Genomic DNA, 26,470 nt, shown 5'->3' on the forward strand with positions numbered 1-26,470 from the left:
GCTCAGGCCGCCTCGGCCTGCATGCGCTCGAACCACTCGGCCACGTACGCCGCCTCCGGCGCGGCGTCGGGCGCGAGGCCGTAGTAGTAGCGCTCCAGCGTCATGCGCAGGGCCGGCAGCGGCGACTGCAGCCGGCCCGAGGCCAGGTCGTGCGACACCAGCGAGGTCGGCGCCAGCGCAATGCCCAGGCCGTCGACCGCGGCCTGCAGCACGAAGTGCAGGTGGTCGAACTGCAGGCGGCCCGCCGGCCGCGCGCGGGGTGCGGCGAACTGCTTCTTCCAGGCGTCCCAGTCGTCCTTGCGCGTCCTGGCCGACAGCAGCACGTGCGAGGCCAGCGCGCGCAGGTCGGCCAGCGGGTGCTGCGCGAACAGCGCCGGCGCGCCGACCACCAGCACTTCGTCTTTCAGGAACGGCCGCAGCTTGATCGACGGCGGCCAGCCCTCGCGCCCGCGGCGCACCGCGATGTCGAAGCTGTCGAGCGCCTGTTCGGGCATCACCGTGCTGGTGACCACCTGCGGCTCGATGTCGGGGAACTGCTCGACGAAGGAGGGCAGCCGCGGAATGAGCCAGCGCACCGCGAACGACGGCCGCACGTTGATGCGCACCGCGCGCGCCGGCCCCTGCGCCTGCAAGGCCCGCGCGGCCGCGCCGATCTGCGCGAGCGCGGGCTCGACCTCGGCGAAAAACTGCTGGCCCTCGGCGGTCAGCGCCACCTGGCGGATGCGGCGCTCGAACAGCGCCACGCCCAGGAATTCTTCAAGGCTCTTGATCTGCCGGCTCACCGCGCTGTGCGTGACGTGCAGTTCCACCGCGGCCCGTGTGAAGCTCAGGTGGCGGGCCGCCGCGGCAAAGGCGCGCACGGCGTTCAGTGGAGGTTCTCTGGACGGCATGCGTGCAATTTTCTCACGCATGCCGGGCGTTTATGTCGTTTGTCGGCACCGCGTGGTGCGGCGCACTATCGGAATTCGATGTCTCGCACCACCTCTACCACCTCTACCTCTTCCGCTCCCGCTCCCGCTCACGTTCCCGACCGAGCTCCTGGTTCCACCGACCTGAACTCCCGCCACGCGGCCATGGCGCTGGGCCTCTCCCTGCCGGCCGACGTGGTGCTGTACCTGCTGCTGCCCATGTACGCCAGCCAGTTCGGCGTGACGTTGGCCGAGGCCGGCATGCTGCTCGCCGCCAATCGGCTGGTGCGCATCGCGGGCTACGGCTACGTGGCGCGCTTCTACGCCCGGCATGGCGACCGGCTGACCTGCGGCATCGCCGTGGTGGCCGCCGCGGTGTGCGGCCTGGGCTACGCCACGCTGTCGGGCTTCTGGGCCTTGCTGCCGCTGCGGCTGATGTGGGGGCTGTGCTTTGCGGCACTGAACCTGTCGACGCAGGCGCTGGCCACGGCCGACCCGCTGGGCGCCGCGCGTCGCAACGGGCGTTCGCGCGCCTTCATCGCGCTGGGGCCGGTGCTGGCGCTGCCGCTGGGCGCGCTGCTTGCGCACTGGAGCGGGCCGCGCGCCATCTTCGGCATCCTGGCGGTGTTCTCGCTGCTGGCCTGGTTCGTCACGCGGCGGCTGCCGGCGGCGCCGCACCCCATGCCCAATCCGGGCAAGGCCACCAGCCGATTCAAGCGCCCCAACAGCCTCGACAGCTGGTCGTTCATGGAAGGCCTGACGCTCGACGGCCTCTTCATCGTCGGGCTGTCCTACCTGGGCAAGGACCTGATGCCCGGCGGCGCGGTGATCGTCGCCGGCGTGCTCATGGCGCTGCGCTATCTCGCGGAAATCTTGCTGAGTCCGGTGGGTGGCCGCATGGCGGAGCGCTTCGGCGCCGAGCGGCTGCTGGTGTGGCTGTCTTTGGTGACGGCCCTTGCGTTGGTCGGCTTCGGGCTGGGCTGGCTGTGGAGCTGCGCGGCGCTCATCGTGGTGCTGCGCGCCTTGCAACTGCCGCTGCTGCCGCCCATCGTGGCGCGCCGCACGCCGGGGCCCGAGCGGGTGCAGGCGCTGGCCGCGCGCTCGGTGTGGCGCGACATCGGCGCGGGCACGGGGCCGCTCATCGCGGGGCTGCTGCTGCCGGTGGCGTCGCCACCTTGGATCTACGGCGTGGCCGCGCTGCTGCTGGCGCTGACGGCGCTGGCCTGCGGCTGGAGCGCGTCGCAACCCTCCGTCAACATCCAGGAACGAAGCACATGACCACGCCCCATGCCATCGACACCGTCGCCAAGCTCGAGGCCCTGTTCGGCCAGCCCGGCGAGGCCTCGCTGAAAAAAGAGGTCGCGTACCTGCACCCGATGTACCAGGCGCTGATTGCCGCGTCGCCCTTCGCGGCGCTCGCCACGCTGGGCCCGCGCGGCCTCGACGTGTCGCCGCGTGGCGATCCGCCGGGCTTCGTGGCGGTGGAAGACGACAAGACGTTGCTCATGCCCGAGCGCCGCGGCAACAACCGAATCGACAGCCTGCGCAACATCGTGGCCGACCCGCGCGTGGCGCTGCTGTTCTTGATTCCGGGCGTGGGCGAGACGCTGCGCGTGAACGGCAGGGCGCGCATCACCGTGGCGCCCGAGCTGCTGGCGCGCTTCGCAATGGACGGCAAGCCGCCGCAGTGCGTGATCCGCATCGGCGTGGAGAAAGTGTTCTTCCAGTGCGCGCGGGCCATCCAGCGTTCGAAGCTGTGGGCGCCGCTGCCGGCCGATGCCCGGCGCGAGGTGCCGACGCCGGGGGCGATCCTGTCGGCGCTGACGGCGTCGGCGTTCGACGGGGAAACCTACGACAGGGAGTTGCCCGCGCGGCAGCGGGCGACGCTGTATTGAATTGAAAAAGCCCGCTTTCGCGGGCTTTTCGTGGCGCTTGCCGGCGCGCTCAACGCACCCAGTGGCACACGCGGTGGTGGTGGCGCGCGTCCCACTTGCACACCTTGTGCGGGCGGTGGTTGGGCGCTGCCGAGGCAATGCTGGGGGCCAGCACGGCGAGGCCGGCGAAAGCGAGGACGCTGGAGAGGATGAGCTGCTTGGTCTTCATGTGATTCTTTCTAAGCAATGGCATCGAGGGAAGGGAGGGTGCGTCTTTCAACGGGCGCCCTCACAGAACGGGCCGGGGCTGCATTCAGATGACGCCTGTTTACACATTCGTTGTCAAAATTCTTAGGGGCGAATTAGCCCTCAGCCCCAAGCCCTCAGCCCTCAAGCCCGCCCACCCGCCGGGGCCGCCGCCTGCTCCGTGCGCGCGTCGTGCCCGATCACCAGCACCAGCACGAAGGCCACCACCGACAGCAGCGCCAGGAACACCACCGCGTACACGTCGTTGCCCATGCGGTCCTTCAGCGCGCCGAAGATCGTCGGGCCGATGTAGCCGCCCAGGTTGCCGATGGAGTTGATCCACGCGATGCCCGCCGCGGCCGCCGTGCCGCTCAGGATGGCGGTGGGGAGGGTCCAGAAGGTGGGCAGCGCGCTGAAGATGCCGAAGGCGGCGAGCGTGACCGCGGCCATCTTCGGAATGGGCGCGCTGGTCTGCGAGGCCAGCACCAGGCCGACGAAGATGCATGCCAGCGGAATCAGCAGGAACCACTTGCGCTCCTTGCGTGCGTCGGAAGCACGCGTCCAGAACAGCATGGCAATGGCGCCCACCAGGTACGGAAAGGCGTTGATGAAGCCGATTTCCACATTGCTCAGCCCGCCGAAGCCCTTGATGATCTGCGGCAGGAAGAAGCTCAGGCCGTACAGCGGCACGGTGATGCCCATGTAGACAAAGCCGAGCCCGATCACGCGCAGGTTCAGCAGCGACTGCTTCCACGAGATCTTGTTGATCGACTCGCGGTTGCGGCGCTCGGCGTCGAGCGTGGTCTGCAGCCAGCTGCGCTCCTCGGTGGTGAGCCACTTGGCGTCCTTCGGGCCGTCGGGCAGGTACATCAGCACGAAGAAGGTGAGGATGAGCGAGGGAATCGCCTCCAGGATGAACAGCCACTGCCAGCCGTGCATGCCGCCCACGCCGTCCATGTTGAGGATGTAGCCCGAGATGGGCGAGCCGATGACCGTCGAGATCGGAATGGCGAACATGAACCAGCCCACGATGCGCGCGCGGTACGCCGCCGGGAACCACAGCGTGATGTAGAAGATCACGCCCGGAAAGAAGCCGGCCTCCGCGATGCCGAGCAGGAAGCGCACGATGTTGAAGCTGGTCGAGCCGCCCACCCATGCCTGCGCGGCCGACAGAATGCCCCAGCTGAACATGATGCGGGCGATCCAGCGGCGCGCGCCGAAGCGTTCGAGCGCCATGTTGCTGGGCACCTCGAACAGGAAGTACGCCAGGAAGAAGATGCCGGCGGCGCTGCCGAACACGGCGGCGGTGAAGCCCAGGTCCTTGGACATGGCCGCGCCGGCAAAGCCGAGGTTCACGCGGTCGAGGTAGGCGATGAAGTAGCTGATCATCAGCAGCGGCAGCAGCCGCCAGCTGATCTTCGAGATGGTTCTCTGTTCGACGGGGTTCATGGTTTGTCTCCGGTGTTGGATGGTTTTATGGAGTGCGGGAAGTAAATCGCGAAGGGGGAGGGCGGCGTTGGCGCCGCCGGGGGTGTCAGTCTTGCGCTTGCTGTTGTCGGGCCCTCATGATCTGGTGGCGTTGCCAGTACTGCCCGGCGGCGGCCTTGAAGTTGTCCTTCTGCTTGCCCAGGCCCGCGAGCTTCACCTTGGTGGTGCGCGCGCCCAGCATGCCCTTGTCGTGGTGGGTGACGACGAGGGTGTCGCCGAAGCTGCTGTCCTTGTAGGTGAGGCCCTTTACCTCGTCCCATGCGATGAAGGCGCCGCCGTCCGCGGTGGTCTGCAGGCCGGCATAGCTCACGTCGATGCGGTTGCCGCCCTTCAGCGCGAAGCCCACCGGCGGAAAGTGCCGCAGCACCACCGCGCGTTCTTCCTCGGTGGCGGGCTCGTAGCGGTAGGCCAGGCTCAGCTCGTGGTTCTGCACGAAGCGCTGTTCGTACGCGCCCCACAGGCGCTGCTCGATGGCGTGGGCGGTTTCTATCTCGTCGGCCCAGGAGGCCTGCGGCACAGTCGCGACGATGGCGCCGTACGCGGCCTCGGGCACGTGGTGGCCCACGTTGCGCATGCGCTCCAGCAGGGGCGGATGGGTGTCGTAGGGGTGCGGCACGTCGGCCGTCTTCATGGCCTCGATGAAGGCCTCGGAGCGGGCATAGGGCGGCAGGCCGTCGGCCACGAAGCCCGCGATGCCGAGCGCGCCGTCGTGCTGGCGGTTCTGCGCGAAGAGCTGGTGCTCCACGTCGTTGCGGTAGCTGGCGTAGGCCGAGATCTTGATGAGCGACTGCACGATGGCGTGCGGCGCCGTGAGCCCGGCGGCCACGCGGTCGGCGCGGTACTCGCGCTCGCGGCTGTCGCGCGCCAGCGCGAAGGCGAAGATCATGCGGTACAGCCGCAGCAGGTAGTGCGCCACGATGGTGAGGCCGCCGCTGCGCATCTTCCAGGTGTACTGGTCGAACTGCAGCAGCTTGGGGCCCAGCGCCGCGCTGCTGCGGGTGTCGCCGCCGCCCAGGTGGGCCAGCTCGTGCGCCAGCACCGCGTCGGCCTCGGCCTGGTCGAGCACGCGCAGCAGAGGCACGCTGACGAACAGCGTGCGGCCCTTCAGCGCGCGGCCCTGCACCTCGCACGGCGCCTCGGTCACGAAGAAGTTGGTGTCGATGCCCGCCACGATCTGGTCGGGCGGCGCGGTCTTCACGCGGCCGGCCAGCTGGCGCACGCGCTCCCACAGCCGCGGGGCGTCGGCCTGCGCGATGAGCTCGCCCTCGATCTCGTTGCCCGAGGGCAGCTTCTTGAACAGCGTGTAGATCGCATAGAACACCGCCGCGCCGGCCGCGATGCCCGCCAGCGCGATGAGCTTGATGTAGTAGCTCTGCCAGAAGTAGGCCGTGAGCCAGAACGACAGCCACACCAGCATCGCGCTCTGCAGCACCACCTCGAGCGCGCTGGACACCGTCATGAGCCGCCAGCCCGCCACGAAGCTGGCGTAGCGCAGGCCGCGGTTGGCGAAGGCCAGCGCGCCCAGCACCAGCGCCGCCACGAGCAGCGCGGCGCCCAGGCCGATGGTCCAGAGCGCGGCGCGGTCCGCCCAGTGGAACTGCCACTGCATCGAGTACGGGCTGCACACCTTGTCGTGGAAGTTGCGGTCTTCCGGCGCGGTGGCGTCGCAGGCCGTCGACAGCGGGTGGCTGCGATAGAAGCCGGTGGCTTCGGCCTTGTCAGCGGCCGACAGGCGCGCGTCGCCGGCGATGCGTTTTTCTACCGACTGCAAAAAGGCCGCGTCCTGCGAACGCAGCGCGTACTCGGTGAAGACCAGCGTGGCCGCCGGAATGGCGAACAGCCACACGAGCGTGAGAGCGAAGACGCGCAAGAGGTCGCGATGGACCATGGTGCGTGCGAGGGCCATGACATGTTGCTCCTGGACGGCGGCTGCCGTGAGTTGTTATCGATGTGTTCCGGGAAGCGATAGCGTAGCGGGCACGGCGCATGGAGTGAAGCGTGGTTGCCCGTCAAGCCGTCGCGGTCACCGACCTGCCGCCGAATAAGGTTATCGCTTTTGGGTCGTTCCGCGCTCCGGGGTGCAGGTATAGCCTTCGCGCTCATCTATGACTGTCACCTCCGTCACGCCCCCTGGTTCTTCCACCCACGCTGGCCAATCACCGATTCCACCTGTGGCGTGGATCGCCGGTGTCGGCGCCAGCGCCGGCCTCGGTGCCGCGCTGGCGCGGCGCTTCGCGGCCGAAGGCTTCGTCGTCGCGCTCACGGGCCGCACGCAGGCGCAGCTCGACACCGTGGCCCGCGAAATCGCGGCGGCCGGTGGCCGTGCCCATGCCTTCGCGGGCGACGTGGCGAGCGAGGCCGAAATACACGGCATCGCGCAGAAGGTGAGGGCGCTGGGCCCGCTCACCGTGGCCATCTTCAACGCCTCGACCGGCGCGCGCGCACCCACGCTGGAGCTGTCGGTGGAGCAGTTCACGCAGGCCTGGCGCACCAGCGCGCTGGGCGGCTTCATCTTCGGGCACGAGGCGCTCGGCGGCCTGCTGGCCAACCCCTTCGAGGCCAACGGCGCGCGCGGGCGCGGCAGCCTGCTGTTCACCGGGGCCACGGCCGCGCTGCGCGGCAAGCCGCCGTTCGCGGCCTTTGCCGCGGCCAAGGCGGCCCTGCGCTCGCTGAGCCAGAGCCTGGCGCGCGAGTTCGGCCCGCAGGGCGTGCACGTGGCGCACGTGGTGATCGACGGCGGCATCGACGGCGAGCGGCTGCGTGCCGGCGCGCCGCAGCGCGTGGCGCAGGCCGGCGACGACGGGCTGCTGCAGCTGGAGGCCATTGCCGAGAGCTACTGGCAGCTGCATGTGCAGCACCGCAGCGCGTGGACGCAGGAACTCGACCTGCGTCCGTTCAAGGAACCGTTTTGAGAATTCTCAGGAGTCAGAGCGCATGAGCGTCGGATCGAACAGCGGATCGAACCGCGGCTCGGGTGGGGGATCGGGTGTTGGCTCGAATGGCCAGATGCTGGCCGCGACACTGCCCGGCGTGGAGGCCGAGCTCAACTACCTGAAGGCGGGGCAGGGCCGGCCCGTGAGCTACACCTTCGAGCCGCCGCCTGGCACCCCGTGGGTGACCGGCGAGCTGGAAGCGCGCCGCGTGACCATCCGCGACGGCCGCCCGCTGGTGGCGCTGAACGAACTGTCGCTCGACCGCAGCGGCTTCACGCAGATTTCGCACCGCAGCGTGGTGGCCGATTTTTCGCACGACGCCACCATCCGCGACATCTACTACCGCGAGGCCGAGGCCCTGTTGCGCGACGTGACCGGCGCCGAGAAGATCGTGGTGTTCGACCACACGCTGCGCGACAGCGCACAGGGCTCGCGCCGCACGGCCGAGCTGCGCGAGCCGGTGCGCCGGGTGCACAACGACCAGACGCCGGCCTCCGCGCGCCGCCGCGTGCACGACCACCTGCCGGCCGACGAAGCCGAGGCGCGGCTCAAGCAGCGCTTTGCCATCGTCAACCTGTGGCGCCCGCTGGCCACGGTGGAGCGGCTGCCGCTCGCGCTGTGCGACGCGCGCTCCATTTCGCCCGAAGACCTGGTGCCCAGCGACCTGGTCTACCCCGACAAGGTGGGCGAAACCTATTCGTTCACCTGGAACCCCCGACACAGCTGGTACTGGTTTCCGCGGCTGCGGCCCGACGAGGCGCTGCTGCTGAAGATTTTCGATTCGCGCGAAGACGTGGCGCGCTACACGGCGCACACCGCCTTCGAAGACCCGACCGGTTCGCGCGAGGCGCCCGCGCGGCGCAGCATCGAGCTGCGCGCGCTGGTGTTCTGGCCCGCGGGCAAATGAAGGTGGCGCAATGAGTTCTGGCAAAGGTTCCGGCGAAGGCCCCCATAAGCAGCTGCGCCTCGGCGCCTTCATGCGCCCCGTGAGCATCCACACCGGCGCCTGGCGCTACCCGGGCGCATGGCCCGACGCCAACTTCAACTTCTCGCACCTGAAGCAGCTCGCGCAAACGCTGGAGCGCGGGCGCTTCGACGCCTTCTTCATGGCCGACCACCTCGCGGTGCTCAACATGCCGGTGGAGGCGCTGCAGCGCAGCCACACCGTCACGTCGTTCGAGCCGTTCACGCTGCTGTCGGCGCTGGCGCAGCACACGCGGCACATCGGGCTGGTGGCCACGGCCTCGACCACCTTCGACGAGCCCTTTCACATCGCGCGGCGCTTCGCCTCGCTCGACCACCTGAGCGAAGGGCGCGCGGGCTGGAACATCGTCACCACCTCCAACCCCGACGCGGCGCTGAACTTCGGGCGCGACGACCACATGGAGCACGACGAGCGCTATGCGCGCGCCCGCGAGTTCTACGACGTGGTCACGGGCCTGTGGGACAGCTGGGCCGACGACGCCTTCGAGCGCGACGTGGACAGCGGCCGCTTCTTCGACCCGGCCAAGCTGCACGTGCTGGACCACAAGGGCAAGTACCTGTCGGTGCGCGGGCCGCTGCACATCGCGCGGCCGGTGCAGGGCTGGCCGGTGATCGTGCAGGCCGGCGCGTCGGAAGCCGGGCGCCAGCTCGCGGCCGAGACCGCCGAGGCCGTGTTCGCCGCGCCGGGCACGCTGGCCGCGGCGCGCAGCCTGTATGCCGACATCAAGGGCCGCATGCGCCGCATCGGCCGCGACCCCGACCACCTGAAGATCCTGCCGGCCGCGTTCGTCGTGGTCGGCGACACGCTGGAAGAAGCCCGCGCCATCCGCGCCCGGCTCGACAGCCTGGTGCACTACGACAGCGCCATCGCGTCGCTGTCGATCGCGCTGGGCCACGACGCCTCCAGCTTCGACCCCGACGCACCGCTGCCCGACGTGCCCGAGACCAACGCGAGCCAGAGCAGCCGCGCGCGGGTGGTCGAGCTGGCGCGCGCCGAAGGCCTTACCGTGCGCCAGCTGGCCCAGCGCCTGGGCGGCTACGGCGGCCTGGCCTTCGTCGGCACGGCGCAGAGCATTGCCGACCAGATGCAGGAATGGCTGGAGAGCGAGGGCTGCGACGGCTTCAACGTGATGTTCCCGTGGCTGCCCGGCGGGCTCGACGCCTTCGTCGACAAGGTGGTGCCCGAGCTGCAGCGCCGCGGCATCTTCCGGCGCGAATACGAAGGCAGCACGCTGCGCGAGAACCTCGGCCTTCCGCGCCCCGGCAACCGATTCTTCGAACAGAATTAGCGCGCCGGGCCCGAGGCCCCACGCCTGCACCGATTGGCGCCGTTGGCGACAATCGGGCCAATGCGTTCTTCTCCTTTCTTCAAGATGGCCCTGTTGCTGGGCCTGCTCTCGGCCATCGGGCCTTTCGCCATCGACATGTACCTGCCGGCGCTGCCGGCCATCGGGCAGAGCCTGCGGGCCGACATCGGCGCGGTGCAGATGAGCCTCACGGCGTTCTTTCTCTCGCTGGGCGCGGGCCAGCTGCTGTACGGCCCGGTGTCCGACATGTTCGGGCGCAAGCCGCCTCTGTATGTGGGGCTGGTGGTGTTCGCGCTGGCGAGCGTGGGCTGCGCGATGGCCACCGACATCCAGACGCTGATCGTGCTGCGCTTCGTCCAGGGCCTGGGCGCCGCGGCCGGCATGGCCATTCCGCGCGCGGTGGTGCGCGACCTGCACACCGGCACCGACGCGGCGCGGCTCATGTCGCTGCTGATGCTGGTGTTCAGCGTCTCGCCCATCCTCGCGCCGCTCGCGGGCAGCGTGGTGATCGCATTCGCCGGCTGGCGCGGCGTGTTCTGGGCCGTGACCATCGCGGCCGTGGCGGGCTTGGCCATGACGGTGAAGCTGCTCGACGAAACGCGCCCGGCCTCGCAGCGCGTGGAAAGCAGCCTGGGCAGCGCGCTGGCGGCCTACTGGCTGCTGCTGCGCGACCGGCACTACCTGGGCCTGGTGTTCATCGGCGGCTTTGCGCTGGCGGGCTTCTTCACCTACCTGGCCAATTCGTCGTTCGTGATGATCGACCACTACGGCCTTTCGCCCGCGCTGTACAGCGTGGCCTTCGGCGTGAACGCGGCCGCCTTCATCGCGGCCTCGCAGTTCACCGGCGCGCTCGGCGAGCGCTACGGGCTGGTCAACCTCGTCAAGTTCGGCGTGGTGTGCTGCGGCGTGGCAATGGTCGCGATGTTCGTGTACTTCGCGGCCGGCGGCGACAGCATGTGGGTGCTGATTGCGCTGTACTTCATTGCCTCGGGCTTCATGGGCCTGGTGATTCCGACCACCGGCGTGCTGGCGCTTGAAATGCATGGCGCCATTGCCGGCACCGCCTCGGCGCTGCTGGGCACGCTGCAGATGCTCACGGGCGCGCTGGCCATGGCGGTGGTGGGCCTGTTCACCGACGGCCGGCCGCTGCCCATGGTGGCCGGCATGGCCGCCGGCGCGCTGATCGCCGGGGTGCTCACCTGGCTCACGCTGGGCGGGGTGCGCTCGGAGCCGACCGCCAAGCCAGCTTCCACGCCACAACAAAGGACACGGCAAGCCTGATGAACACGGTACGCGCAGGCGCCACGCTCCCGGTGGCCGAACACACAAAGCCGCACGGCGAGCCCATCGACGGCCTCGCCCCCACGGAGCGCCGCTGGGCGATGCTGGTCATCATCCTCGGGCTGATCGTGGCGGTGCTCGACGGCACCATCGTCAACCTGGCGTTGCCGGGCATCGCGCGCGAGCTGCAGGCCAGCCCGTCGCAGTCGATCTGGGTGGTCAACGCCTACCAGATCGCCACGCTGGTGATGCTGCTGCCGCTGGCTTCGCTGGGCGACCTGGTGGGCTACCGGCGCGTGTACCTGGTGGGCATGGCGGTGTTCACGCTGTCGTCGCTGGCGGCCACCTTCGCCAACTCGCTGGGCACGCTGATTGCCGCGCGCGCCTTCCAGGGGCTGGGCGCGGCCGGCATCATGAGCGTGAACGCGGCGCTGGTGCGCCTCACATACCCGTCGTCGCAGCTGGGCAAGGGCATGGCGATCAACTCGCTGGTGGTGGCCACTTCGTCGGTGGCGGGGCCTTCGGTGGCGGCGGCCATTCTGTCGGTGGCCTCGTGGCCGTGGCTCTTCGCCATCAACGTGCCGCTGGGCATCGTCACCTTCGCGTTGGGCATGCGGGCGCTGCCGTTCAACCGCGTGGCACCGGCGGCGGGGCTGCGCTTTTCGCCGGTCGACGTGACGCTCAACATTCTGATGTTCTCGCTGGTGTTCCTGGGCGTAGACCGGCTGGGCGTGCGCGAAGGGCCGGTGCAGGGCGCGGCCGGCGCGGCCGGCTCCGTGGGCTCGCAGGCGTCGGCCTGGGCCATTCTGGCGGCCGGGGTGGCGGTGGGCGTTGTCTACCTGATGCGCCAGCGCAAGCAGGCGGTGCCGCTGTTTCCCATCGACCTGCTGCGCATTCCGGTGTTCGCGCTGTCGATGGGCACCTCGGTGGCGGCGTTCTGCGCGCAGATGCTGGCGTACATCGCGCTGCCGTTCCTGCTGCTGGAGGTGTACGGGCGCAGCCACATCGAGGCAGGCCTGCTCATTACCGCGTGGCCGCTGGCCATCGTGGTGATGGCGCCCATCGCGGGGCGGCTCATCGGCCGCTACCCCGACGGGCTGCTGGGCGGCATCGGCCTGGCGCTGCTGGCCTCGGGGCTGGCGCTGCTGGCGGCGCTGCCGGCGCACCCGGGCAATGCCGACATCGCGTGGCGCATGGCGCTGTGCGGCCTGGGCTTCGGGCTGTTCCAGTCGCCGAACAACCACACCATCGTGACCTCGCCGCCGGCGCACCGCAGCGGGGCGGCCAGCGGCATGCTGGGCACGGCCCGGCTCACCGGCCAGACGCTGGGCGCGGTGGTGCTGGCGGCGGTTTTCAGCCTGTGGAGCCCGCACGGCGGGCACGGCCCGGTGGTGGCGCTGGTGCTGGCCGCCAGCTTTGCCGCGGTGGCGGCGGTTTTCAGCACCTTGCGGCTCAAGACGACAAGCCACGGCAATTGAATGGGTTAGGGTACTCACCCATGAAGGAAGTACCTGACACCGTGGTCTGCCCCGGCTGCGACGCGCTCTACAGCCGCGCGCCGCTGCACCCGCGCGACGTGGCGCGCTGCCCGCGCTGCGGCACGGAACTCGACCGCCACCCCGGCCGTCAGGAGCGCCGCATCCTCCCGCTGACGGTGGCCAGCCTGATCATGTTCGCCATCGCGAACCTGTTTCCCATCGTGGAGATCGAACTGCGTGGCCTCACCAGCCAGACCACGCTGGCCGGCGCCGTGGTGGCGCTGAGCGCCGAGGGCATGTCGCTGGTGGCGCTGCTGGTGCTGGCCACGACCATTTTGTTTCCGCTCTTGCAGCTGTGCATCCTGGCTTATCTGCTGGTGCCGCTGAGCCGCGCGCACCGGCCCGTGGGCTTTGCGCTGCTGGTGCGCGCCATGCAGTCGCTGCGGCCGTGGGGAATGATCGAGGTGTTCCTGCTCGGCGTGCTGGTGGCCATCGTGAAGCTCTCCAGCATGGCGACCGTGGTGCCCGGCCCGGCGCTGTGGGCCTTCGTGGCGCTCACGGTGCTGCTCACCTCGGTGCTGTCGTTCAACCCGGGTGCGTTCTGGGGCATGGCGTTTCGGCCGAAGGACGCGCAGGGCGAAGAGGTCACGCAAGAGAACGGGGCAGCGTCATGAGGCTGTTCGATGTCGTGCGGCGCCGCGGTCCGCGTGATTCACGCAATGAGGCCGCCCCCGGCGACGCCCACGAAGACGAAGAACCCGCGCCCGTTCCCACCGCGGCTTCGCTCGGCCTCATGTCCTGCCGGCATTGCGCCGCCGTGTGGCAAGACGCGCAGGAGGGCGACGCATGCGGGCGCTGCGGCACCCACATGCACACGCGCAAGCCGCAGAGCCTCACGCGCACCTGGGCCTTTCTGCTCGCGGCCTGTGTGATGTACATCCCGGCCAACCTGCTGCCGGTGATGATCACGCGCACGCTGTTCGGCGCGCAGTACGACACCATCCTGAGCGGGGTGATCTATTTCTGGGTGTCGGGCGCCTACGGGCTGGCCGCCATCGTATTCATCGCGAGCTTCCTGGTGCCGCTGTTCAAGCTGGCGGTGCTTTTCTTGCTTGTGGTGACGGCCCAGCGCGGCAGCAGCTGGCGCCAGCACGAGCGGGCCAAGCTGTACCACATCATCGAGATCATCGGCCGCTGGTCGATGCTCGACGTGTTCGTGGTGTCGCTGCTGACAGGGCTGGTGCAGATCCAGGGCTTCGCGGTCATCACCGCGGGCGTGGGCATCGCGGCCTTCGGCTCGGTGGTGGTGCTGACCATGCTCGCCTCGCTGAGCTTCGACCCCAAGCTCACCTGGGACAGCAAGCCCACCCAGGACACATTGCAGGACAAGACGATGGCGCAGGCACATGACAACAGGGACCGTAAACCAGCATGAGTGAAGAAGACCAACCCCAGGAACGGCCGGCGGCCCCCACACCGACCCCCACGTCGGCAGCCGGGCCAGCCTTGCCGAAGCCGCGCGTCACGCGGCGCCGCGAATGGCTGCCCTCGCTGATCTGGCTCATTCCCATCGTGGCGGCGCTGGTCGGCATCACGCTGGTGGCGCGCATCTTGATGGAGCGCGGCCCCGAGGTCGTGCTCACCTTCAAGACCGCCGAGGGCCTGGAGGCCGGCAAGACGGCCGTCAAGTACAAGGACGTGCAGATCGGCCTGGTCACGCACCTGCGCCTGGCGCGCGACCGCTCCCACGTGCGCGTGCTGGTGCAGTTCAACAAGGACGCCGAGGGCTTCACCGCCAGCGACTCCCGTTTCTGGGTGGTGCGCCCGCGGCTGGACACCTCGGGCATCTCGGGGCTGAACACCTTGCTGTCGGGCGCCTACATCGGCGCCGACGCGGGCGTGTCGAAGGAAACCGCCGGCGAGTTCACCGGCCTGGAAACCCCGCCCATCGTCACGCGCGACGACTCGGGCAAGCAGTTTCTGCTGCGCGCCAACGACGTGGGCTCGCTCGACGTGGGCTCGCCGGTGTACTACCGGCGCGTGAAGGTCGGGCAGGTGGCCGCGTACGAGCTCGACGGCGACGGCCGCGGCGTGACCATGCGCGTGTTCGTCAACGCGCCGTACGACAAGTTCGTGGGCATGAACACCCGCTTCTGGCAGGCCAGCGGCATCGACGCCCAGCTGAGCGCCAGCGGCTTCACGCTGCGCACGCAGTCGCTGGCCACCATCCTGCTGGGCGGCATCGCCTTCCAGGCGCCCGAAGGCGTGATGGGGCCGGTGGCCAAGGAAAACGCGTCGTTCACGCTCGCGCAGGACGAGGCCACCGCCATGAAGGAGCCCGACGGTCCTTCGCAAACGCTGCTCATGTACTTCAACCAGTCGCTGCGCGGCCTGGCGCCGGGCGCGCCGGTCGACTTCCGCGGCGTGGTGATCGGCGAGGTCAAGTCGATCGGCGTGGAGTTCGACCGCGCCGAGCGCGAGTTCCGCATGCCGGTGCTGGTGCAGGTGTACCCCGACCGCCTGCGCCGCCGCGAAACCGCGGGCGCCGAGCAGCCCGAGACGCGCGCCACCCAGCAGGAGCGCCTGCGCTTCCTGGCCGAGAAGGGCCTGCGCGCCCAGTTGCGCAACGGCAACCTGCTGACCGGCCAGGTCTACGTGGCGCTCGACTTCTTCCCGAAGGCGCCGGGCGCCAAGGTGGACGTGACCAAGAACCCGATCGAGCTGGCCACCGTGCCCAACAGCCTCGACGAGATCCAGTCGCAGGTGCAGGAAATTGCGACCAAGCTCAACAAGGTGCCGTACGAGCAGATCGCGACCGACCTGCGCACCACGCTGGCCACGCTCAACAAGACGCTCACCGCCGCCGAGCAGACCGTCAACCGCATCAACAGCGACGTCACGCCCGAGCTGGCCGCGGCCATGAAGGACGTGCGCAAGACCGTGAACACGGCCGAGCGCACGCTGGCCGACGACTCGCCGCTGCAGCAGGACATGCGCCAGACGCTGCAGGAGCTCACGCGCGCGGCCGGCTCGGTGCGCGTGCTGACCGACTACCTCGAGCGCCACCCCGAGTCGCTGCTGCGCGGCAAACCGGACGACAAGAAATGAAGAAGACCCCCGCATTCCTCACACGCCGCGCCACCCCCGCGCTGGCGGCCGCGCTGGTTGCAATGGCGACGCTCGCCGGTTGCGCCAGCAAGCCCGACAACTACTACACGCTGGCCAGCCCGGTGGCCGCGGCCGATGCCGCGCCCTCGACGCTGGGCAGCGCCGCGCCGCTGTACATCGAGCTGGCGCCGGTGGCAGTGCCCGAGCGCTTCGCGCGCCCGCAGATGGTGGTGCGCCAGCCCAACGGCAGCGTGCAGGTCGAGGTGCTGGAGCAGCACCGCTGGGCTTCGTCGTTCGAGAACGAGCTGCGCGATGCGCTGTCGAGCGGCATATCCACGAGGCTGGGCGCGCTCGACGTGACCAAGGGCGGGCGGCAGACCTCGCAGCCCGTGTGGCGCGTGGCCGTGCAGCTGCGGCAGTTCGACGCGGTCGATGGCGGGCGCGTGGACGCCAGCTTCAGCTGGACGCTGCGGCGCTCCGACGAGGCGCGCACCGTGGTGTGCCAGGCGAATTTCGGCGAAGCGGTGGGCAGCGGGATGGACGCGGTGGCGCAGGGGGCGCAGCGCGTGACGTCGGCGGCCGCGGCGGCGATGGCGCGCAGTGTTGCGGCGGCGCGGGCGAATCCGATGGGGACTGCTTGCGCTGTTTGAGGGGGTGAGTTTCTGCGGCTGCGCTTGTGTGTGCGCAGCTTCCAGTTGGGGGATGCCCCCATCCCGGCCTTCCCCCAGAGGGGGAAGGAGCAAGACCTAAGCTGAAAACGGTTGGGGGCTGAGCGTCTGAATTTCTCCCTCCCCCTCTGGGGGAGGGCCGGGGTGGGGGCACGACGGCGCCTGTACATGCGCGGCATCCCGTCGGAAGATGTCCCCATCCCCACCTTCCCTTGAAGAGGGAAGGCACAAGACAGGGCATCCCACCACAAGGAGACCTTTCATGGCACAGATCGGCAAGGCGCCCTGCGACGACACGCTGATCCTGCACGGCGTGCGCCCCGGCGACACCGGTTGCCCCCCCGCGTCCAAGCCCTGGGTGCTCGCCGCGGCCATCGTCGGCTCCAGCATGGCCTTCATCGACGGCACGGTGGTCAACGTGGCGCTGCCTGCCATCCAGGCCGACCTGCACGCCACCGCCTTCCAGGCGCAATGGGTGGTCGAGTCGTATGCCTTGCTGCTCGCGGCGCTGCTGCTGGTGGGCGGCGCGCTGGGCGACCACTACGGGCGGCGGCGCATCTTCGCGATCGGGGTCGGCATCTTCGCGTTGTCGTCGGTGGGCTGCGCGCTCGCGGGCAGCGTGCACCAGCTGATCGCGGCGCGGGCGGTGCAGGGCGTTGGCGGGGCGATGCTGGTGCCGGGCAGCCTGGCGCTCATCAGCGCTTCGTTTCCCGAGAAAGAGCGGGGCAAGGCCATCGGCACCTGGTCGGGCTTCAGCGGCATCACGGCCGCGGTGGGGCCGGTGCTCGGCGGCTTCCTGGTCGATCACTTCTCGTGGACCTGGGCCTTTCTCATCAACGTGCCGATGGCGCTCGGCGTGCTGTGGATCGTGTGGCGGCACGTGCCCGAGAGCCGGGGCGCCTCGGCCGGCGGCGGGCTCGACGGGTGGGGCGCGCTCCTGGCCACGGCCGGTCTCGGCGGCATCGTCTACGCCTTCATCGAGGGGCCTACGCAGGGCTGGCGCGCGCCGGCGGTGCTCGCGGCACTGGCCATCGGCGTGGCGGGCAGCGTGGGCTTCTTCGCCGCCGAGCGCAAGGTGCGCTCGCCCATGCTGCCGCTGGCGCTGCTGCGCATCGGCAACTTCAGCGGCGCCAACTTGCTGACGCTGCTGCTGTACGCGGCGCTGGGCGGCGCGCTGTACTTTCTGCCGCTCAACCTGATCCAGGTGCAGGGCTACTCGGCCACGGTGGCGGGCGCGGCGCTGCTGCCTTTCATCTTCACCATGTTCACGCTCTCGGGCTGGGCGGGGCAGCTGGTCGACCGCTTCGGCCCGCGCATGCCGCTGGTGATCGGGCCGTCGATTGCCGCGGTGGGCTTCGCGCTGTTCGCGCTGCCGAGCGTGGGCGCGAGCTACTGGAGCGGGTTTTTTCCGGCGGTGGTGGTGCTGGGCTTCGGCATGACGGTGACGGTGGCGCCGCTCACCACCACCGTCATGAACGCGGTCGGCCCCGACCTCGCGGGCGTGGCCTCGGGCGTGAACAACGCGGTGTCGCGCGCGGCGGCGGTGTTGGCAATCGCGGTGTTCGGCGCGATCATGGCCTGGGCCTTCGACGCCGCGCTGGCCGGCCACCTGCGCGACATGGGCGCCTCCGCGCAGGTGTCGGCGTTCCTGGAGGGCGAGCGCAGCAAGCTGGCCGGCGCCGCGGTGCCGCCGGGGCTGGACGCCGCCACCGCCGCGGCCGTCAAGCGCGCGGTGGCCGAGTCGTTCGTGGCGGGCTTTCGCTGGGTGATGCTGGTGGGCGCGGCGCTGGCGGTGCTGAGTGCCGCGAGCGCGTGGCTGACGATCCGGGGTGGGCCCGCTGAAGGAAGCCCTGGCAAGACATAAGGAGCGTTCCCATGTCGATGCAGCAGGAACAACATGTCGATGTGCTCATCGTCGGCGCCGGCCTCTCGGGCATCGGCGCGGCCTGCCACCTGCAGGCGAAATGCCCGCAGCGCAGCTACGCCATCCTCGAAGGGCGCGAGCGCAGCGGCGGCACCTGGGACCTGTTTCGCTACCCGGGCGTGCGATCCGATTCCGACATGTACACGCTGGGCTACCGCTTTCGCCCGTGGACGCAACCCCAGTCGATCGCCGACGGCCCGGCCATCCTGAACTACCTGCGCGACACCGCCGCGCAGCACGGCATCGAGCGCCACATTCGCTTCAACCACCGCGTGGTGCGCGCCGCCTGGTCGACGCCCGACGCCTGCTGGACGGTCGACGCCGAGCTCGGCCCCGAGCGGCTGCCGGTGCGCCTGCGCTGCAACTTTCTCTTCCTGTGCAGCGGCTACTTCCGCTACGACGCGGGCTACACGCCCGCGTTCAAGGGCACGGCCGATTTCGGCGGGCGCATCGTGCATCCGCAGCAGTGGCCCGAAGGGCTCGACGTGAGCGGGCAGCGGGTGGTCGTCATCGGCAGCGGCGCCACCGCGATGACGCTGGTGCCCGCGCTCGCCGCCAGCGCGGCGCACGTCACGCTGCTGCAGCGCTCGCCGACCTACGTGGTGGCGCGGCCCGCCAAGGACGGGTTCGCCGGCGCGCTGCGGCGGGTGCTGCCGGCCCGGCTCGCCTACGGCGTCACGCGCTGGAAGAACGTGCTGCTGGGCATGTTCTTCTTCAAGCTGGCGCGCCGCCGGCCGGAGCGGGTGAAGCGGTTGATCGTCGGTGGCGTGCGCCACGCGATGGGGCCGGGCTACGACGTGGCCACGCATTTCACCCCGCGCTACAACCCGTGGGACCAGCGCGTGTGCCTGGTGCCCGACGGCGACCTGTTCGCCGCGCTGAAGTCGGGCCACGCGTCGATGGTGACCGACCACATCGACACCTTCACGCCGGGCGGCATCCGGCTGCGGTCGGGCCGGGAGCTGCAGGCCGACCTCGTGGTCACGGCCACGGGGCTGGAACTGGAGGTGCTGGGCGGCGTGCAGCTCGAGGTGGACGGCCACCGTGTCGACCCGGCCGCCACCTTCAACTACAAGGGAATGATGTTCAGCGACGTGCCCAACCTGGCCTCCACCTTCGGCTACACCAACGCCTCGTGGACGCTGAAGAGCGACCTGACCTGCACCTACGTCTGCCGCCTGCTCGACCACATGCGCAAGCACGGCTGGCGGCAGTGCACGCCGCGCAACGACGACCCCGCGCTGGCGCCGCAGCCGTGGCTGGATTTTTCCTCGGGCTATGTGACGCGCGCGGTCGGCAGGTTTCCGAAGCAGGGCTCGCGCACGCCGTGGCGCGTGCACCAGAACTACGCGCGGGACCTGCTGAGCCTGCGCTTCGGGGCGCTGGAAGACGGGGTGATGAAGTTCTCGAACCCGGGCCGTCCATCGAAGCCCTCCGAGGTCTAGCCGGTCAGGTCGGCGCGCGTTCCGGCAGCAGCAGGGCGTCGAGCTCAGCCCACAGCGCATCGCACTGGCCCGCGCGGAACGCGGCGGCGCGAAAGGTCGGCTGCTCGCCGCGGTACGTATCCCACAGCGCGCGGTGCCCGTCGGCCACGCAGGCGCGCACGTTGGCCAGCCGGTCGGCCGCCTTCACCACCAGCGCGAGTTCTTCGTCCCCCGTCACCTGCGCCAGCGCCGCATAGGTCTTGGCCTTGCGCTCCTTGCGGTTGGTGCCGGGCGCGTCGGTCAGCAGCGACACGCAACGCGCGACCAGGTCGCCGAAGCGTTCCTGCACCTGCGAGACGGTGGCTTCGGTGTCTTCGACCACGTCGTGCAGGTAGCCGATGACCTGCGCCGTCTCGCCGTAGGGCTGGAGGAGGGCGACGACGGCGTCCAGGTGAAAGACATAGGGGTGGATGCCGTATTTCTGGTCGCCGTGCATCTGGACGGCGTAGGCGCGGGCAATCGTGGTTGCGGCGAGGGTCGCGGGCGTGGCGGATGTATCGGGTTTGGCAACGGTCATGCAGCTCCTGAAGCGTCTTTGGCCGGTTCATTCTGCGCCGGTCTTCGCGTTGCCGGCCTGGGCGGCTTTACCTCGTTTACGAAGGAAAACACCTACCGCGAGTGCATTGCCGTCGTTCTTGTGTATCGATACAGTAAATCGTTGCACCAAGCGACCGAGCACGACCCGATCCACGAACAACAGATGGGCCACCGACCCACAGGAGACAACACCATGACCCCGATTTCACGCCGCAGGTTCGTCCAGTCATCGTCCGCCCTGTCGTTGGCCGCGGCCACGGCGGGCTTCTCGCCGCATGCGTTCGCGCAGCAGAAGACGGTGGCGCTGCGCCTGTCGTCCTCGCACGTGGCCGACCTCAATTCGTCGCACTTCGCGTGGTCGCAGCTGATGCAGGCCAACCTGAAGAAGGCGGTGGGCGAGCAGATTCGCATCGACTACTTTCCCAACAACCAGCTCGGCAAGGAAAGCGACGTGGTGCAGCAGGTAAAGGTGGGCTCCATCGACATGATGCTCACGGGCTCGTCGATCTGGGCGACCGTCACGCCGCAGCTGGGCATGCTCGACCTGGGCTACCTGTTCGACAGCTACGACCACGTGTCGCGCGCGGTGGAGGCGGGCGTGGGCCCCAAGCTGAACGACATGCTGGTGAAGAGCACAGGCTGCCAGATCATCACCTGGGGCGCGCACTACGGCGCGCGCAACGTGTACACCAAGCAGCCGGTGAAGTCGCTGGCCGACATCAAGAATGTCAAGCTGCGGGTGCTGCCCACGCCGGCCTTCATCGAGACCTTCAAGATCATGGGCGCCATCCCCACGCCCATTTCCTTCGGGGAGCTCTACATGGCGGCGCAAACCGGGGTGGTCGACGGCTTCGAGCACGACGCGGGCACGGTGCTGGCCAACAAGCTCAACGAGGTGGTCAGGCACTGCTGGATGACCGAGCACCTGTTCAGCCCCATGGTCTGCGTGGCCGGCAAGCGCGCGATGGACCGCGTGCCCGCCGCGCTGCGCCCGGCGTTCCTGCAGGCCGCGGCCGACTCCACGCTGCAGCAACGCCAGATCGGCAACGAGCGCACGCAGCAGGTGGTCGAGGAGCTGAAGAAGCTGGGCATCGGCTTCACGCCCATGGCGAAGAACGAGCGCGACCTTGTCCGCAAGGAAATGGAGGCCAAGCTCTGGGCCGGCTTCGCCAAGCAGTACCCGGAGACCGGGCCGCTGTTCGCCACCATCAACGCGGCGCGGGCCTGAGCGGCCATGTCGAGCATTTCGCTTCCCGTGCAACCGCTGCTGCCGCTGGAACAGGCCACCGGCTTCGACGCCAGCCACGCCACCGGCCGCTGGCTCGCCTGGCTGATGCGCATGACCGAGTACGTGGCCGGCGCCGTGCTGGCGGTGGACGTGGTGGTCGTGTTCGTCTCGGTGATCTTTCGCTACTTTCTCCACGACCCCTTCGACTGGGCCGAGGAGGTGGCGCGCGCGCTGATGGTGATCCAGGTGTTCTTCGGCGCGGCCACGGTGCTCGCGCGCAGCCAGCACGTGGGCGTGGACCTGTTCCGCGGCATGCTGCCGGCGCGCTGGCAGCCGGCGCTCATCCAGCTGGGCAGCTGGATCATCGTGGGCGTGTCGGGCAGCCTCTTTGCCTCGTCGTGCGAGCTGCTGGTCGACTCTTACAACATGACCACCTCCATCGGCCTGCCGCAGTGGATCTACGTGTACCCGGTGGCCATCGGCAGCCTGTTCATGACGCTGTTCGGCCTGGCCAACGCGGTGAACGGGCCGCGGCGGATGGTGTGGGGCACGCTGGGCGCGGTGGTGGTGGCAACGGCCGCGGTGGTCGCCTGGAACACCTTGAACAGCGAGCACGCCATACCGCCCTGGGCGCTGCTCACGGCCGGCTTCTTCGGCGGCATGGCGCTGGGCATGCCCATTGCCTTCGTGCTGGCGCTGTCGTCGCTGGTGTTCTTCATGGCCGACCCGTCGTTGCCGATGCTGGTGTATTCGCAGCAGGTGATGGCGGGCACCGACCACTACGTGCTGCTGGCCATTCCGTTCTTCGTGCTGGCGGGCCTGCTGATGGAGGCCAACGGCATGTCGTCGCGGCTCATCGAGCTGCTGCTGCGCATGTTCGGGCGGCTGCGCGGCGGGCTGGGGCTCATCACCATCACGGCCACGGCCTTCTTCTCGGGCGTGTCGGGCTCCAAGCTGGCCGACATCGCGGCGGTGGGCGGCATCATCATGCCGGCCGTGCGCAAGACCCGGCAGGACCCGAACGAGACCGCCGGCCTGCTGGCCTGCACCGCGGTGATGGCCGAGACCATTCCGCCCTGCATCAACATGATCATCATGGGCTTCGTGGCCAACATCTCGATCGCCGGGCTGTTCATGGCGGGGCTGGTGCCGGCGGTGGTGATGGCGGTGTCGCTGGCGGCGGTGACGATCTACGTGGGCACCAAGATCAACCCCGACGAGGCCTTCGACGTGCGCACGCCCACCTTCCGCCTGCTGGGCGGCGCGCTGGTGGCGCTGGTGATGGTGGCCATGATCGGCAAGGGCGTGACCTCGGGCATCGCGACCTCGACCGAGGTGTCTTCCTTCGCCGTGGTGTACGCGCTGGTGGTGGGGTGGCTGGCGTTTCGCGAACTCACCGTGAAGTCGGTGGCGCGGCTCTTCGTGCGCTCGGCGTCGATGGCGGGCGGCATCCTGTTCATCGTGGCGGCGGCGTCCAGCCTGTCGTTCGCGCTCACGATCCAGCAGATCCCGCAGTACCTGTCGGAGTTCATGGTGGGCTTTGCGCACTCGTACGGCAGCACCATGTTCGTGATGCTGTCGGTGCTCATCATGATCGTGTTCGGCGCCATCCTGGAGGGGGCGCCGGCGCTCATCATCTTCGGGCCGCTGCTGACACCCATCGCGTCGCAGCTGGGGGTCAATCCGCTGCACTTCGGCACGGTCATGGTCATTGCCATGGGCTTCGGGCTGTTCGCGCCGCCGGTCGGCCTGGGCCTGTTCGCTACCTGCGCCATCACCGGCACGCAGGTGAAGGACGTGGCGCGGCCGATGATGAAATACCTGGCCGTGTTGTTCGTTACCCTTGTGCTGCTCGTGCTGGTGCCGGCGTTTTCCACATGGCTGCCGACGCGCATGGGCATGTGAGCACACAACAGAGAGACGAACAGGAAGGATGCCGTGAGCAGAATCAGCGATGTAGCCCAGCGGGCGGGCGTTTCCACCAGCACCGTGTCGAACGTGCTGAACGGCCGCAGCGACCGCATGGCCAAGGAGACGCTGGAGCGTGTCGAGACCGCCATCCGCGAGCTGAAGTACCGGCCCAACACCTCGGCGCGGCAACTGAAGACGGGGCACACGCCGCTCATCGGCCTGCTGGTGCCGTCGATGGCCAACCCGATGTACGGCTTCATCGCGCGCGAGGTGGAAACGCTGGCGCAGGAGCGCTACGGCTTTCGCATCATGATCGGCAACACCTACCGCGACGCCGCCAAGGAGGCGCACTTCTTCGAAGACCTGATGGCCCACGGCGTGCGCGGCGTGATCATCATCTCGTCGCTGGTCGACGAGCAGCATGTGGAGGCCGCGGCCGAGCGCGGGCTGGTGGTGGTGAGCTACGACCGTCGGGCCACGCCCGATGCGTCGGGCGCATCGGTGATCGACCACGTGACGGTCGACAGCTTCGAGTCGTCGCGCATCGCCACGCAGCATCTCATCGCGCAAGGGCACCGGCGGCTGGCCTTCGTCACGCCTTCGGGCCGCACCATGAGCCGCAACGAGAAGATCGCGGGCTTTCTCGCCGCGGCGAAGGCGGCGGGCCTCGAAGCCAGCGCGCAGGTGGTCGAGGGCCTGCCGGTCGACGAGTACGGCGACTCGATGATGAGCGAGCTGGGCCGCATGCAGGCCGGCCTGATCGCCCGGCGCGAGCAACGCCCCACCGGCGTGATCGGCGTGAACGACCTGCTGGCCTTCGGGCTGATGGCGGGGTTTCGGGACGCGGGGCTGTCGGTGCCGCAGGACGTGTCGGTCATCGGCATCGACAACGTGTTCCTGTCCACGCTGATGCACCCGGCCATGACCTCGGTGCGCGTGCCCGTGCCCGAGATGGCGCAGGTGATGGTCGAGCGCGTGATGAGCCGCCTGGCCGATCCGTCGATCGCCACGCAGGAGTTCGTCTTCGCGCCCACGCTGGTGGCGCGCGAGTCGGTGGCGCCGCCGCGCGACTGACGCAACGCTTCCTTGTTTCCATATTTCGTTCATTTCCTTCATGACCACGGTTTTCGTCAGCCATCCGCAAAGCAAGCTCGCCCACTACTTCGGAGACCGCGCCATCGCCGCCTTGCGCGCCAGCGCCCAGGTGAGCGACGTGCGCTTCAACCCGACGGACACCGACCTGTCTTCGCGCGAGTTCGCCGAGCTGGCGCAGGGCTGCGACGCCATCGTGTCGTACCGGCAGACGGTGGGCGACGAGGCGCTGTTCTCGGCGCTGCCGCAGCTCAAGGCTTTCGTGCGCTGCGCCATCGACATCCGCAACATCGACCTGGCCTCGGCCAGCCGCCACGGCGTGCTGGTGACGCAGGCCAGCGCGGGCTTCATCGCCTCGGTGGCGGAGTGGATCGTGGGCGTGATGATCGACCTGGGCCGCCACGTGAGCGCCTCGGCCGAGGGCTATCACGCGGGCCGCCACGTGGTGCCGGTGATGGGGCGCGAGCTGCGCGGCAGCACGCTGGGCGTGATCGGCTACGGGCAGATCAGCCGCTACCTGTGCGACATCGCGCTGGCGCTGGGCATGCGCGTGGTGGTGCACGACCCGTTCACGCGCACCGGGCGCGCCGAGCTGGCCGAGACCGGGCTCGATGCGCTGCTCGCGCAATCGGATTTCGTGGTGTGCCTGGCCGCCGCCACCGAGGCGACCGAAAACCTGATGAACGCGCGCGCCTTCGCCGCCATGCAGCCGCACGCCTTCTTCGTGAATGCCGCGCGCGGCAACCTGGTGGACGAAGACGCGCTGCTCGCCGCGCTGGACGCCGGCACCATCGCTGGCTGCGCGCTCGACGTGGGCCGCGCGCCCGACCAGATGCCGTCGCCGCGCGTCGCGGCGCACGCGCGCGTCATCGCCACGCCGCACATCGGCGGGCTCACGCCGCCCGCCGTGGAGCACCAGGCGATGGAAACCGTGTCGCAACTGGCCGAGATCTTCCAGGGCAGGGCGCCGAAGGGCGCGGTGAACGCGGCCGAGGCGTACCGCTGGCGGCAGGCCTTCGGCGGGACTGCCTGAATTTCTCGATCTCCTTCACGCCCACCCCAAGAACTCTTCACGAACTCCTCACGAAGCCCCCATGGAACCCACCCGGAACCCGCGCTACCCCGGCGCCTGCGACTGCCACGTCCACATCTACGAAGACCGCTTTGCGCTGGTTCCGAACGTCGCGTGGGTGCCGCCGCATTCGCCGGTGTCGGTCTACCGCGAGCAGGTGCAGGTGCCGCTGGGCATCGAGCGCGCCGTGGTCGTGCAGCCCACGGGCTACGGCTTCGACAACAGCTGCACGCTCGACGCGCTGGCCCAGTTCGGCGACAGCGCGCGCGGCATCGCGCTGGTGGCGCCCGACGTGGCCGACGCGGAAATCGAGCGCCTGCACGCGGGCGGCATGCGCGGCGTGCGCTACATGATGATCGGCGGCGTGCTGGGCTGGGAGTCGCTCGAACCCATGGCCGCGCGCCTGGCCCATGCCGACTGGATGGTCAACCTGCAGCTCGATGGCCGCACCATGCCCGCGCACGAAGAGGTGCTGAAGCGCCTGCCGTGCCGGCTGGTGCTCGACCACAACGGCAAGTTCCTGGAGCCGGTGGCGCCCAGCCACGCGTCGTTCCAGTCGCTGCTGCGCGTGATCGATTCGGGGCGCGTGTGGATCAAGCTCTCGGCGCCGTATGAAACCTCGAAGGCCGGCGCGCCGGGCTACGACGACGTGAGCCTGCTGGCGCGCACGCTGGCCGAGACCTTTCCCGAGCGCTGCCTGTGGGCCAGCAACTGGCCGCACCCGGGGCGCGACCCGCGGCCGCAGAGCGCGCCGCTGTACGACCTGCTGTTCGACTGGGCGGCCAGCGACGACACGCGCCGCCGCATCCTGGTGGACAACCCGGCGGCGTTGTACGGGTTCTAGGCTGCGTCGAGGCGCAGCGCACCGGCAGCGTGGTGCGCGACCCGCGCGCCTTGCGCTACCGCACCGCACGCAACCTGGTCACCGACCACCACCGCCGCGCCGC

At 69.5% G+C, this 26,470-nt stretch carries 23 protein-coding genes; 18 read left to right on the forward strand and 5 right to left on the reverse strand.

The window, feature by feature from the left end; genetic code table 11:
• Positions 1–2: 2 nt before the first annotated feature.
• Positions 3–890 (reverse strand): LysR substrate-binding domain-containing protein, encoded by an 888-nt coding sequence (locus QTI51_RS08040; protein WP_116907790.1) that lies wholly within the window; start codon positions 888–890, stop codon positions 3–5.
• A 183-nt stretch (positions 891–1,073) separates the two neighbouring features.
• Between QTI51_RS08040 and QTI51_RS08045 the strand changes: the two genes are divergently transcribed.
• Together QTI51_RS08045 and QTI51_RS08050 are read left to right on the forward strand one after the other, a co-directional pair.
• Complete coding sequence (locus QTI51_RS08045; RefSeq protein ID WP_116907789.1) at positions 1,074–2,186, forward strand: MFS transporter; 1,113 nt, start codon at positions 1,074–1,076, stop codon at positions 2,184–2,186.
• Positions 2,183–2,803 (forward strand): pyridoxamine 5'-phosphate oxidase family protein, encoded by a 621-nt coding sequence (locus QTI51_RS08050; RefSeq protein ID WP_116907788.1) that lies wholly within the window; start codon positions 2,183–2,185, stop codon positions 2,801–2,803. Before QTI51_RS08045 ends, QTI51_RS08050 begins: the two co-directional genes overlap by 4 nt.
• A 49-nt stretch (positions 2,804–2,852) precedes the next feature.
• Here the strand turns inward: QTI51_RS08050 and QTI51_RS08055 are convergent, their stop codons facing one another.
• The 3 genes from QTI51_RS08055 to QTI51_RS08065 form a co-directional block, all read right to left on the reverse strand.
• Positions 2,853–3,011, reverse strand: a complete 159-nt coding sequence (locus QTI51_RS08055) for an HHHH-motif protein (protein ID WP_165840270.1) — start codon at positions 3,009–3,011, stop codon at positions 2,853–2,855.
• Between the two features lie 161 nt (positions 3,012–3,172).
• On the reverse strand, positions 3,173–4,477 hold the full coding sequence (locus QTI51_RS08060; protein ID WP_116907787.1) for an MFS transporter: 1,305 nt from the start codon (positions 4,475–4,477) through the stop codon (positions 3,173–3,175).
• Positions 4,478–4,562: 85 nt separating this feature from the next.
• Positions 4,563–6,422 carry a M48 family metallopeptidase gene (locus QTI51_RS08065; RefSeq protein ID WP_116907786.1) on the reverse strand — a complete coding sequence of 620 codons (1,860 nt, stop codon included), beginning with the start codon at positions 6,420–6,422 and terminating at the stop codon, positions 4,563–4,565.
• A gap of 265 nt (positions 6,423–6,687) precedes the next feature.
• Between QTI51_RS08065 and QTI51_RS08070 the strand changes: the two genes are divergently transcribed.
• The 11 genes from QTI51_RS08070 to QTI51_RS08120 all read left to right on the forward strand — a co-directional run bounded on the left by QTI51_RS08070 (position 6,688) and on the right by QTI51_RS08120 (position 19,644).
• Positions 6,688–7,428, forward strand: coding sequence for an SDR family NAD(P)-dependent oxidoreductase (locus QTI51_RS08070; RefSeq protein WP_353506503.1), 741 nt, complete (start codon positions 6,688–6,690; stop codon positions 7,426–7,428).
• A gap of 94 nt (positions 7,429–7,522) precedes the next feature.
• Positions 7,523–8,356 (forward strand): CmcJ/NvfI family oxidoreductase, encoded by an 834-nt coding sequence (locus tag QTI51_RS08075; RefSeq protein WP_116907785.1) that lies wholly within the window; start codon positions 7,523–7,525, stop codon positions 8,354–8,356.
• Between the two features lie 10 nt (positions 8,357–8,366).
• Positions 8,367–9,722, forward strand: a complete 1,356-nt coding sequence (locus QTI51_RS08080) for an LLM class flavin-dependent oxidoreductase (protein WP_116907784.1) — start codon at positions 8,367–8,369, stop codon at positions 9,720–9,722.
• A gap of 60 nt (positions 9,723–9,782) precedes the next feature.
• A complete protein-coding gene (locus QTI51_RS08085) occupies positions 9,783–11,021 on the forward strand; it encodes a multidrug effflux MFS transporter (RefSeq protein ID WP_207786625.1) in 1,239 nt (412 codons plus the stop codon).
• On the forward strand, positions 11,021–12,499 hold the full coding sequence (locus QTI51_RS08090) for an MFS transporter (protein WP_207786624.1): 1,479 nt from the start codon (positions 11,021–11,023) through the stop codon (positions 12,497–12,499). The genes QTI51_RS08085 and QTI51_RS08090 overlap by 1 nt, the downstream gene beginning before the upstream one ends.
• 20 nt (positions 12,500–12,519) lie before the next feature.
• A complete protein-coding gene (locus tag QTI51_RS08095; protein ID WP_116907782.1) occupies positions 12,520–13,173 on the forward strand; it encodes a paraquat-inducible protein A in 654 nt (217 codons plus the stop codon).
• Positions 13,170–13,934: a paraquat-inducible protein A gene (locus QTI51_RS08100; protein ID WP_207786623.1), complete on the forward strand. Its 765-nt coding sequence runs from the start codon at positions 13,170–13,172 to the stop codon at positions 13,932–13,934. The genes QTI51_RS08095 and QTI51_RS08100 overlap by 4 nt, the downstream gene beginning before the upstream one ends.
• On the forward strand, positions 13,931–15,607 hold the full coding sequence (locus tag QTI51_RS08105) for a PqiB family protein (RefSeq protein ID WP_116907781.1): 1,677 nt from the start codon (positions 13,931–13,933) through the stop codon (positions 15,605–15,607). Before QTI51_RS08100 ends, QTI51_RS08105 begins: the two co-directional genes overlap by 4 nt.
• Complete coding sequence (locus QTI51_RS08110) at positions 15,604–16,257, forward strand: PqiC family protein (RefSeq protein WP_503011486.1); 654 nt, start codon at positions 15,604–15,606, stop codon at positions 16,255–16,257. The genes QTI51_RS08105 and QTI51_RS08110 overlap by 4 nt, the downstream gene beginning before the upstream one ends.
• A gap of 280 nt (positions 16,258–16,537) precedes the next feature.
• Complete coding sequence (locus QTI51_RS08115) at positions 16,538–18,139, forward strand: MFS transporter (protein WP_116907780.1); 1,602 nt, start codon at positions 16,538–16,540, stop codon at positions 18,137–18,139.
• A gap of 11 nt (positions 18,140–18,150) precedes the next feature.
• Positions 18,151–19,644: a flavin-containing monooxygenase gene (locus QTI51_RS08120; protein ID WP_286515969.1), complete on the forward strand. Its 1,494-nt coding sequence runs from the start codon at positions 18,151–18,153 to the stop codon at positions 19,642–19,644.
• Between the two features lie 4 nt (positions 19,645–19,648).
• Here QTI51_RS08120 and QTI51_RS08125 read toward each other — a convergent pair whose 3' ends face one another.
• Positions 19,649–20,200 carry an HD domain-containing protein gene (locus tag QTI51_RS08125; protein WP_116907779.1) on the reverse strand — a complete coding sequence of 184 codons (552 nt, stop codon included), beginning with the start codon at positions 20,198–20,200 and terminating at the stop codon, positions 19,649–19,651.
• Positions 20,201–20,413: 213 nt separating this feature from the next.
• On the opposite strand from QTI51_RS08125, the gene QTI51_RS08130 reads away from it, so the two are divergent.
• The 5 genes from QTI51_RS08130 (at position 20,414) to QTI51_RS08150 (ending at position 26,367) form a co-directional block, all read left to right on the forward strand.
• Complete coding sequence (locus QTI51_RS08130; RefSeq protein ID WP_116907891.1) at positions 20,414–21,448, forward strand: TRAP transporter substrate-binding protein; 1,035 nt, start codon at positions 20,414–20,416, stop codon at positions 21,446–21,448.
• Positions 21,449–21,553: 105 nt separating this feature from the next.
• Positions 21,554–23,353 (forward strand): TRAP transporter large permease, encoded by a 1,800-nt coding sequence (locus tag QTI51_RS08135; protein WP_116907890.1) that lies wholly within the window; start codon positions 21,554–21,556, stop codon positions 23,351–23,353.
• A gap of 33 nt (positions 23,354–23,386) precedes the next feature.
• A complete protein-coding gene (locus QTI51_RS08140) occupies positions 23,387–24,433 on the forward strand; it encodes a LacI family DNA-binding transcriptional regulator (RefSeq protein WP_116907778.1) in 1,047 nt (348 codons plus the stop codon).
• A 40-nt stretch (positions 24,434–24,473) separates the two neighbouring features.
• A complete protein-coding gene (locus tag QTI51_RS08145) occupies positions 24,474–25,484 on the forward strand; it encodes an NAD(P)-dependent oxidoreductase (protein ID WP_116907777.1) in 1,011 nt (336 codons plus the stop codon).
• 61 nt (positions 25,485–25,545) lie between these two features.
• Positions 25,546–26,367, forward strand: coding sequence for an amidohydrolase family protein (locus QTI51_RS08150; protein ID WP_116907776.1), 822 nt, complete (start codon positions 25,546–25,548; stop codon positions 26,365–26,367).
• Positions 26,368–26,470: the final 103 nt, after the last annotated feature.

The sequence above is a fragment of the Variovorax sp. J22G73 genome (genome assembly GCF_030317035.1).
In the GTDB taxonomy this organism is placed as follows: domain Bacteria; phylum Pseudomonadota; class Gammaproteobacteria; order Burkholderiales; family Burkholderiaceae_C; genus Variovorax.

Bases quoted from the DNA above. Each gene is read 5' to 3' on its own strand.
- QTI51_RS08040 (WP_116907790.1), bottom strand. From the start codon at position 890: ATGCCGTCCAGAGAACCTCCACTGAACGCCGTGCGCGCCTTTGCCGCG.
- QTI51_RS08045 (WP_116907789.1), top strand. From the start codon at position 1,074: ATGGCGCTGGGCCTCTCCCTGCCGGCCGACGTGGTGCTGTACCTGCTG.
- QTI51_RS08050 (WP_116907788.1), top strand. From the start codon at position 2,183: ATGACCACGCCCCATGCCATCGACACCGTCGCCAAGCTCGAGGCCCTG.
- QTI51_RS08055 (WP_165840270.1), bottom strand. From the start codon at position 3,011: ATGAAGACCAAGCAGCTCATCCTCTCCAGCGTCCTCGCTTTCGCCGGC.
- QTI51_RS08060 (WP_116907787.1), bottom strand. From the start codon at position 4,477: ATGAACCCCGTCGAACAGAGAACCATCTCGAAGATCAGCTGGCGGCTG.
- QTI51_RS08065 (WP_116907786.1), bottom strand. From the start codon at position 6,422: ATGGCCCTCGCACGCACCATGGTCCATCGCGACCTCTTGCGCGTCTTC.
- QTI51_RS08075 (WP_116907785.1), top strand. From the start codon at position 7,523: ATGCTGGCCGCGACACTGCCCGGCGTGGAGGCCGAGCTCAACTACCTG.
- QTI51_RS08080 (WP_116907784.1), top strand. From the start codon at position 8,367: ATGAGTTCTGGCAAAGGTTCCGGCGAAGGCCCCCATAAGCAGCTGCGC.
- QTI51_RS08085 (WP_207786625.1), top strand. From the start codon at position 9,783: ATGCGTTCTTCTCCTTTCTTCAAGATGGCCCTGTTGCTGGGCCTGCTC.
- QTI51_RS08090 (WP_207786624.1), top strand. From the start codon at position 11,021: ATGAACACGGTACGCGCAGGCGCCACGCTCCCGGTGGCCGAACACACA.
- QTI51_RS08095 (WP_116907782.1), top strand. From the start codon at position 12,520: ATGAAGGAAGTACCTGACACCGTGGTCTGCCCCGGCTGCGACGCGCTC.
- QTI51_RS08100 (WP_207786623.1), top strand. From the start codon at position 13,170: ATGAGGCTGTTCGATGTCGTGCGGCGCCGCGGTCCGCGTGATTCACGC.
- QTI51_RS08105 (WP_116907781.1), top strand. From the start codon at position 13,931: ATGAGTGAAGAAGACCAACCCCAGGAACGGCCGGCGGCCCCCACACCG.
- QTI51_RS08110 (WP_503011486.1), top strand. From the start codon at position 15,604: ATGAAGAAGACCCCCGCATTCCTCACACGCCGCGCCACCCCCGCGCTG.
- QTI51_RS08115 (WP_116907780.1), top strand. From the start codon at position 16,538: ATGGCACAGATCGGCAAGGCGCCCTGCGACGACACGCTGATCCTGCAC.
- QTI51_RS08120 (WP_286515969.1), top strand. From the start codon at position 18,151: ATGTCGATGCAGCAGGAACAACATGTCGATGTGCTCATCGTCGGCGCC.
- QTI51_RS08125 (WP_116907779.1), bottom strand. From the start codon at position 20,200: ATGACCGTTGCCAAACCCGATACATCCGCCACGCCCGCGACCCTCGCC.
- QTI51_RS08130 (WP_116907891.1), top strand. From the start codon at position 20,414: ATGACCCCGATTTCACGCCGCAGGTTCGTCCAGTCATCGTCCGCCCTG.
- QTI51_RS08135 (WP_116907890.1), top strand. From the start codon at position 21,554: ATGCGCATGACCGAGTACGTGGCCGGCGCCGTGCTGGCGGTGGACGTG.
- QTI51_RS08145 (WP_116907777.1), top strand. From the start codon at position 24,474: ATGACCACGGTTTTCGTCAGCCATCCGCAAAGCAAGCTCGCCCACTAC.
- QTI51_RS08150 (WP_116907776.1), top strand. From the start codon at position 25,546: ATGGAACCCACCCGGAACCCGCGCTACCCCGGCGCCTGCGACTGCCAC.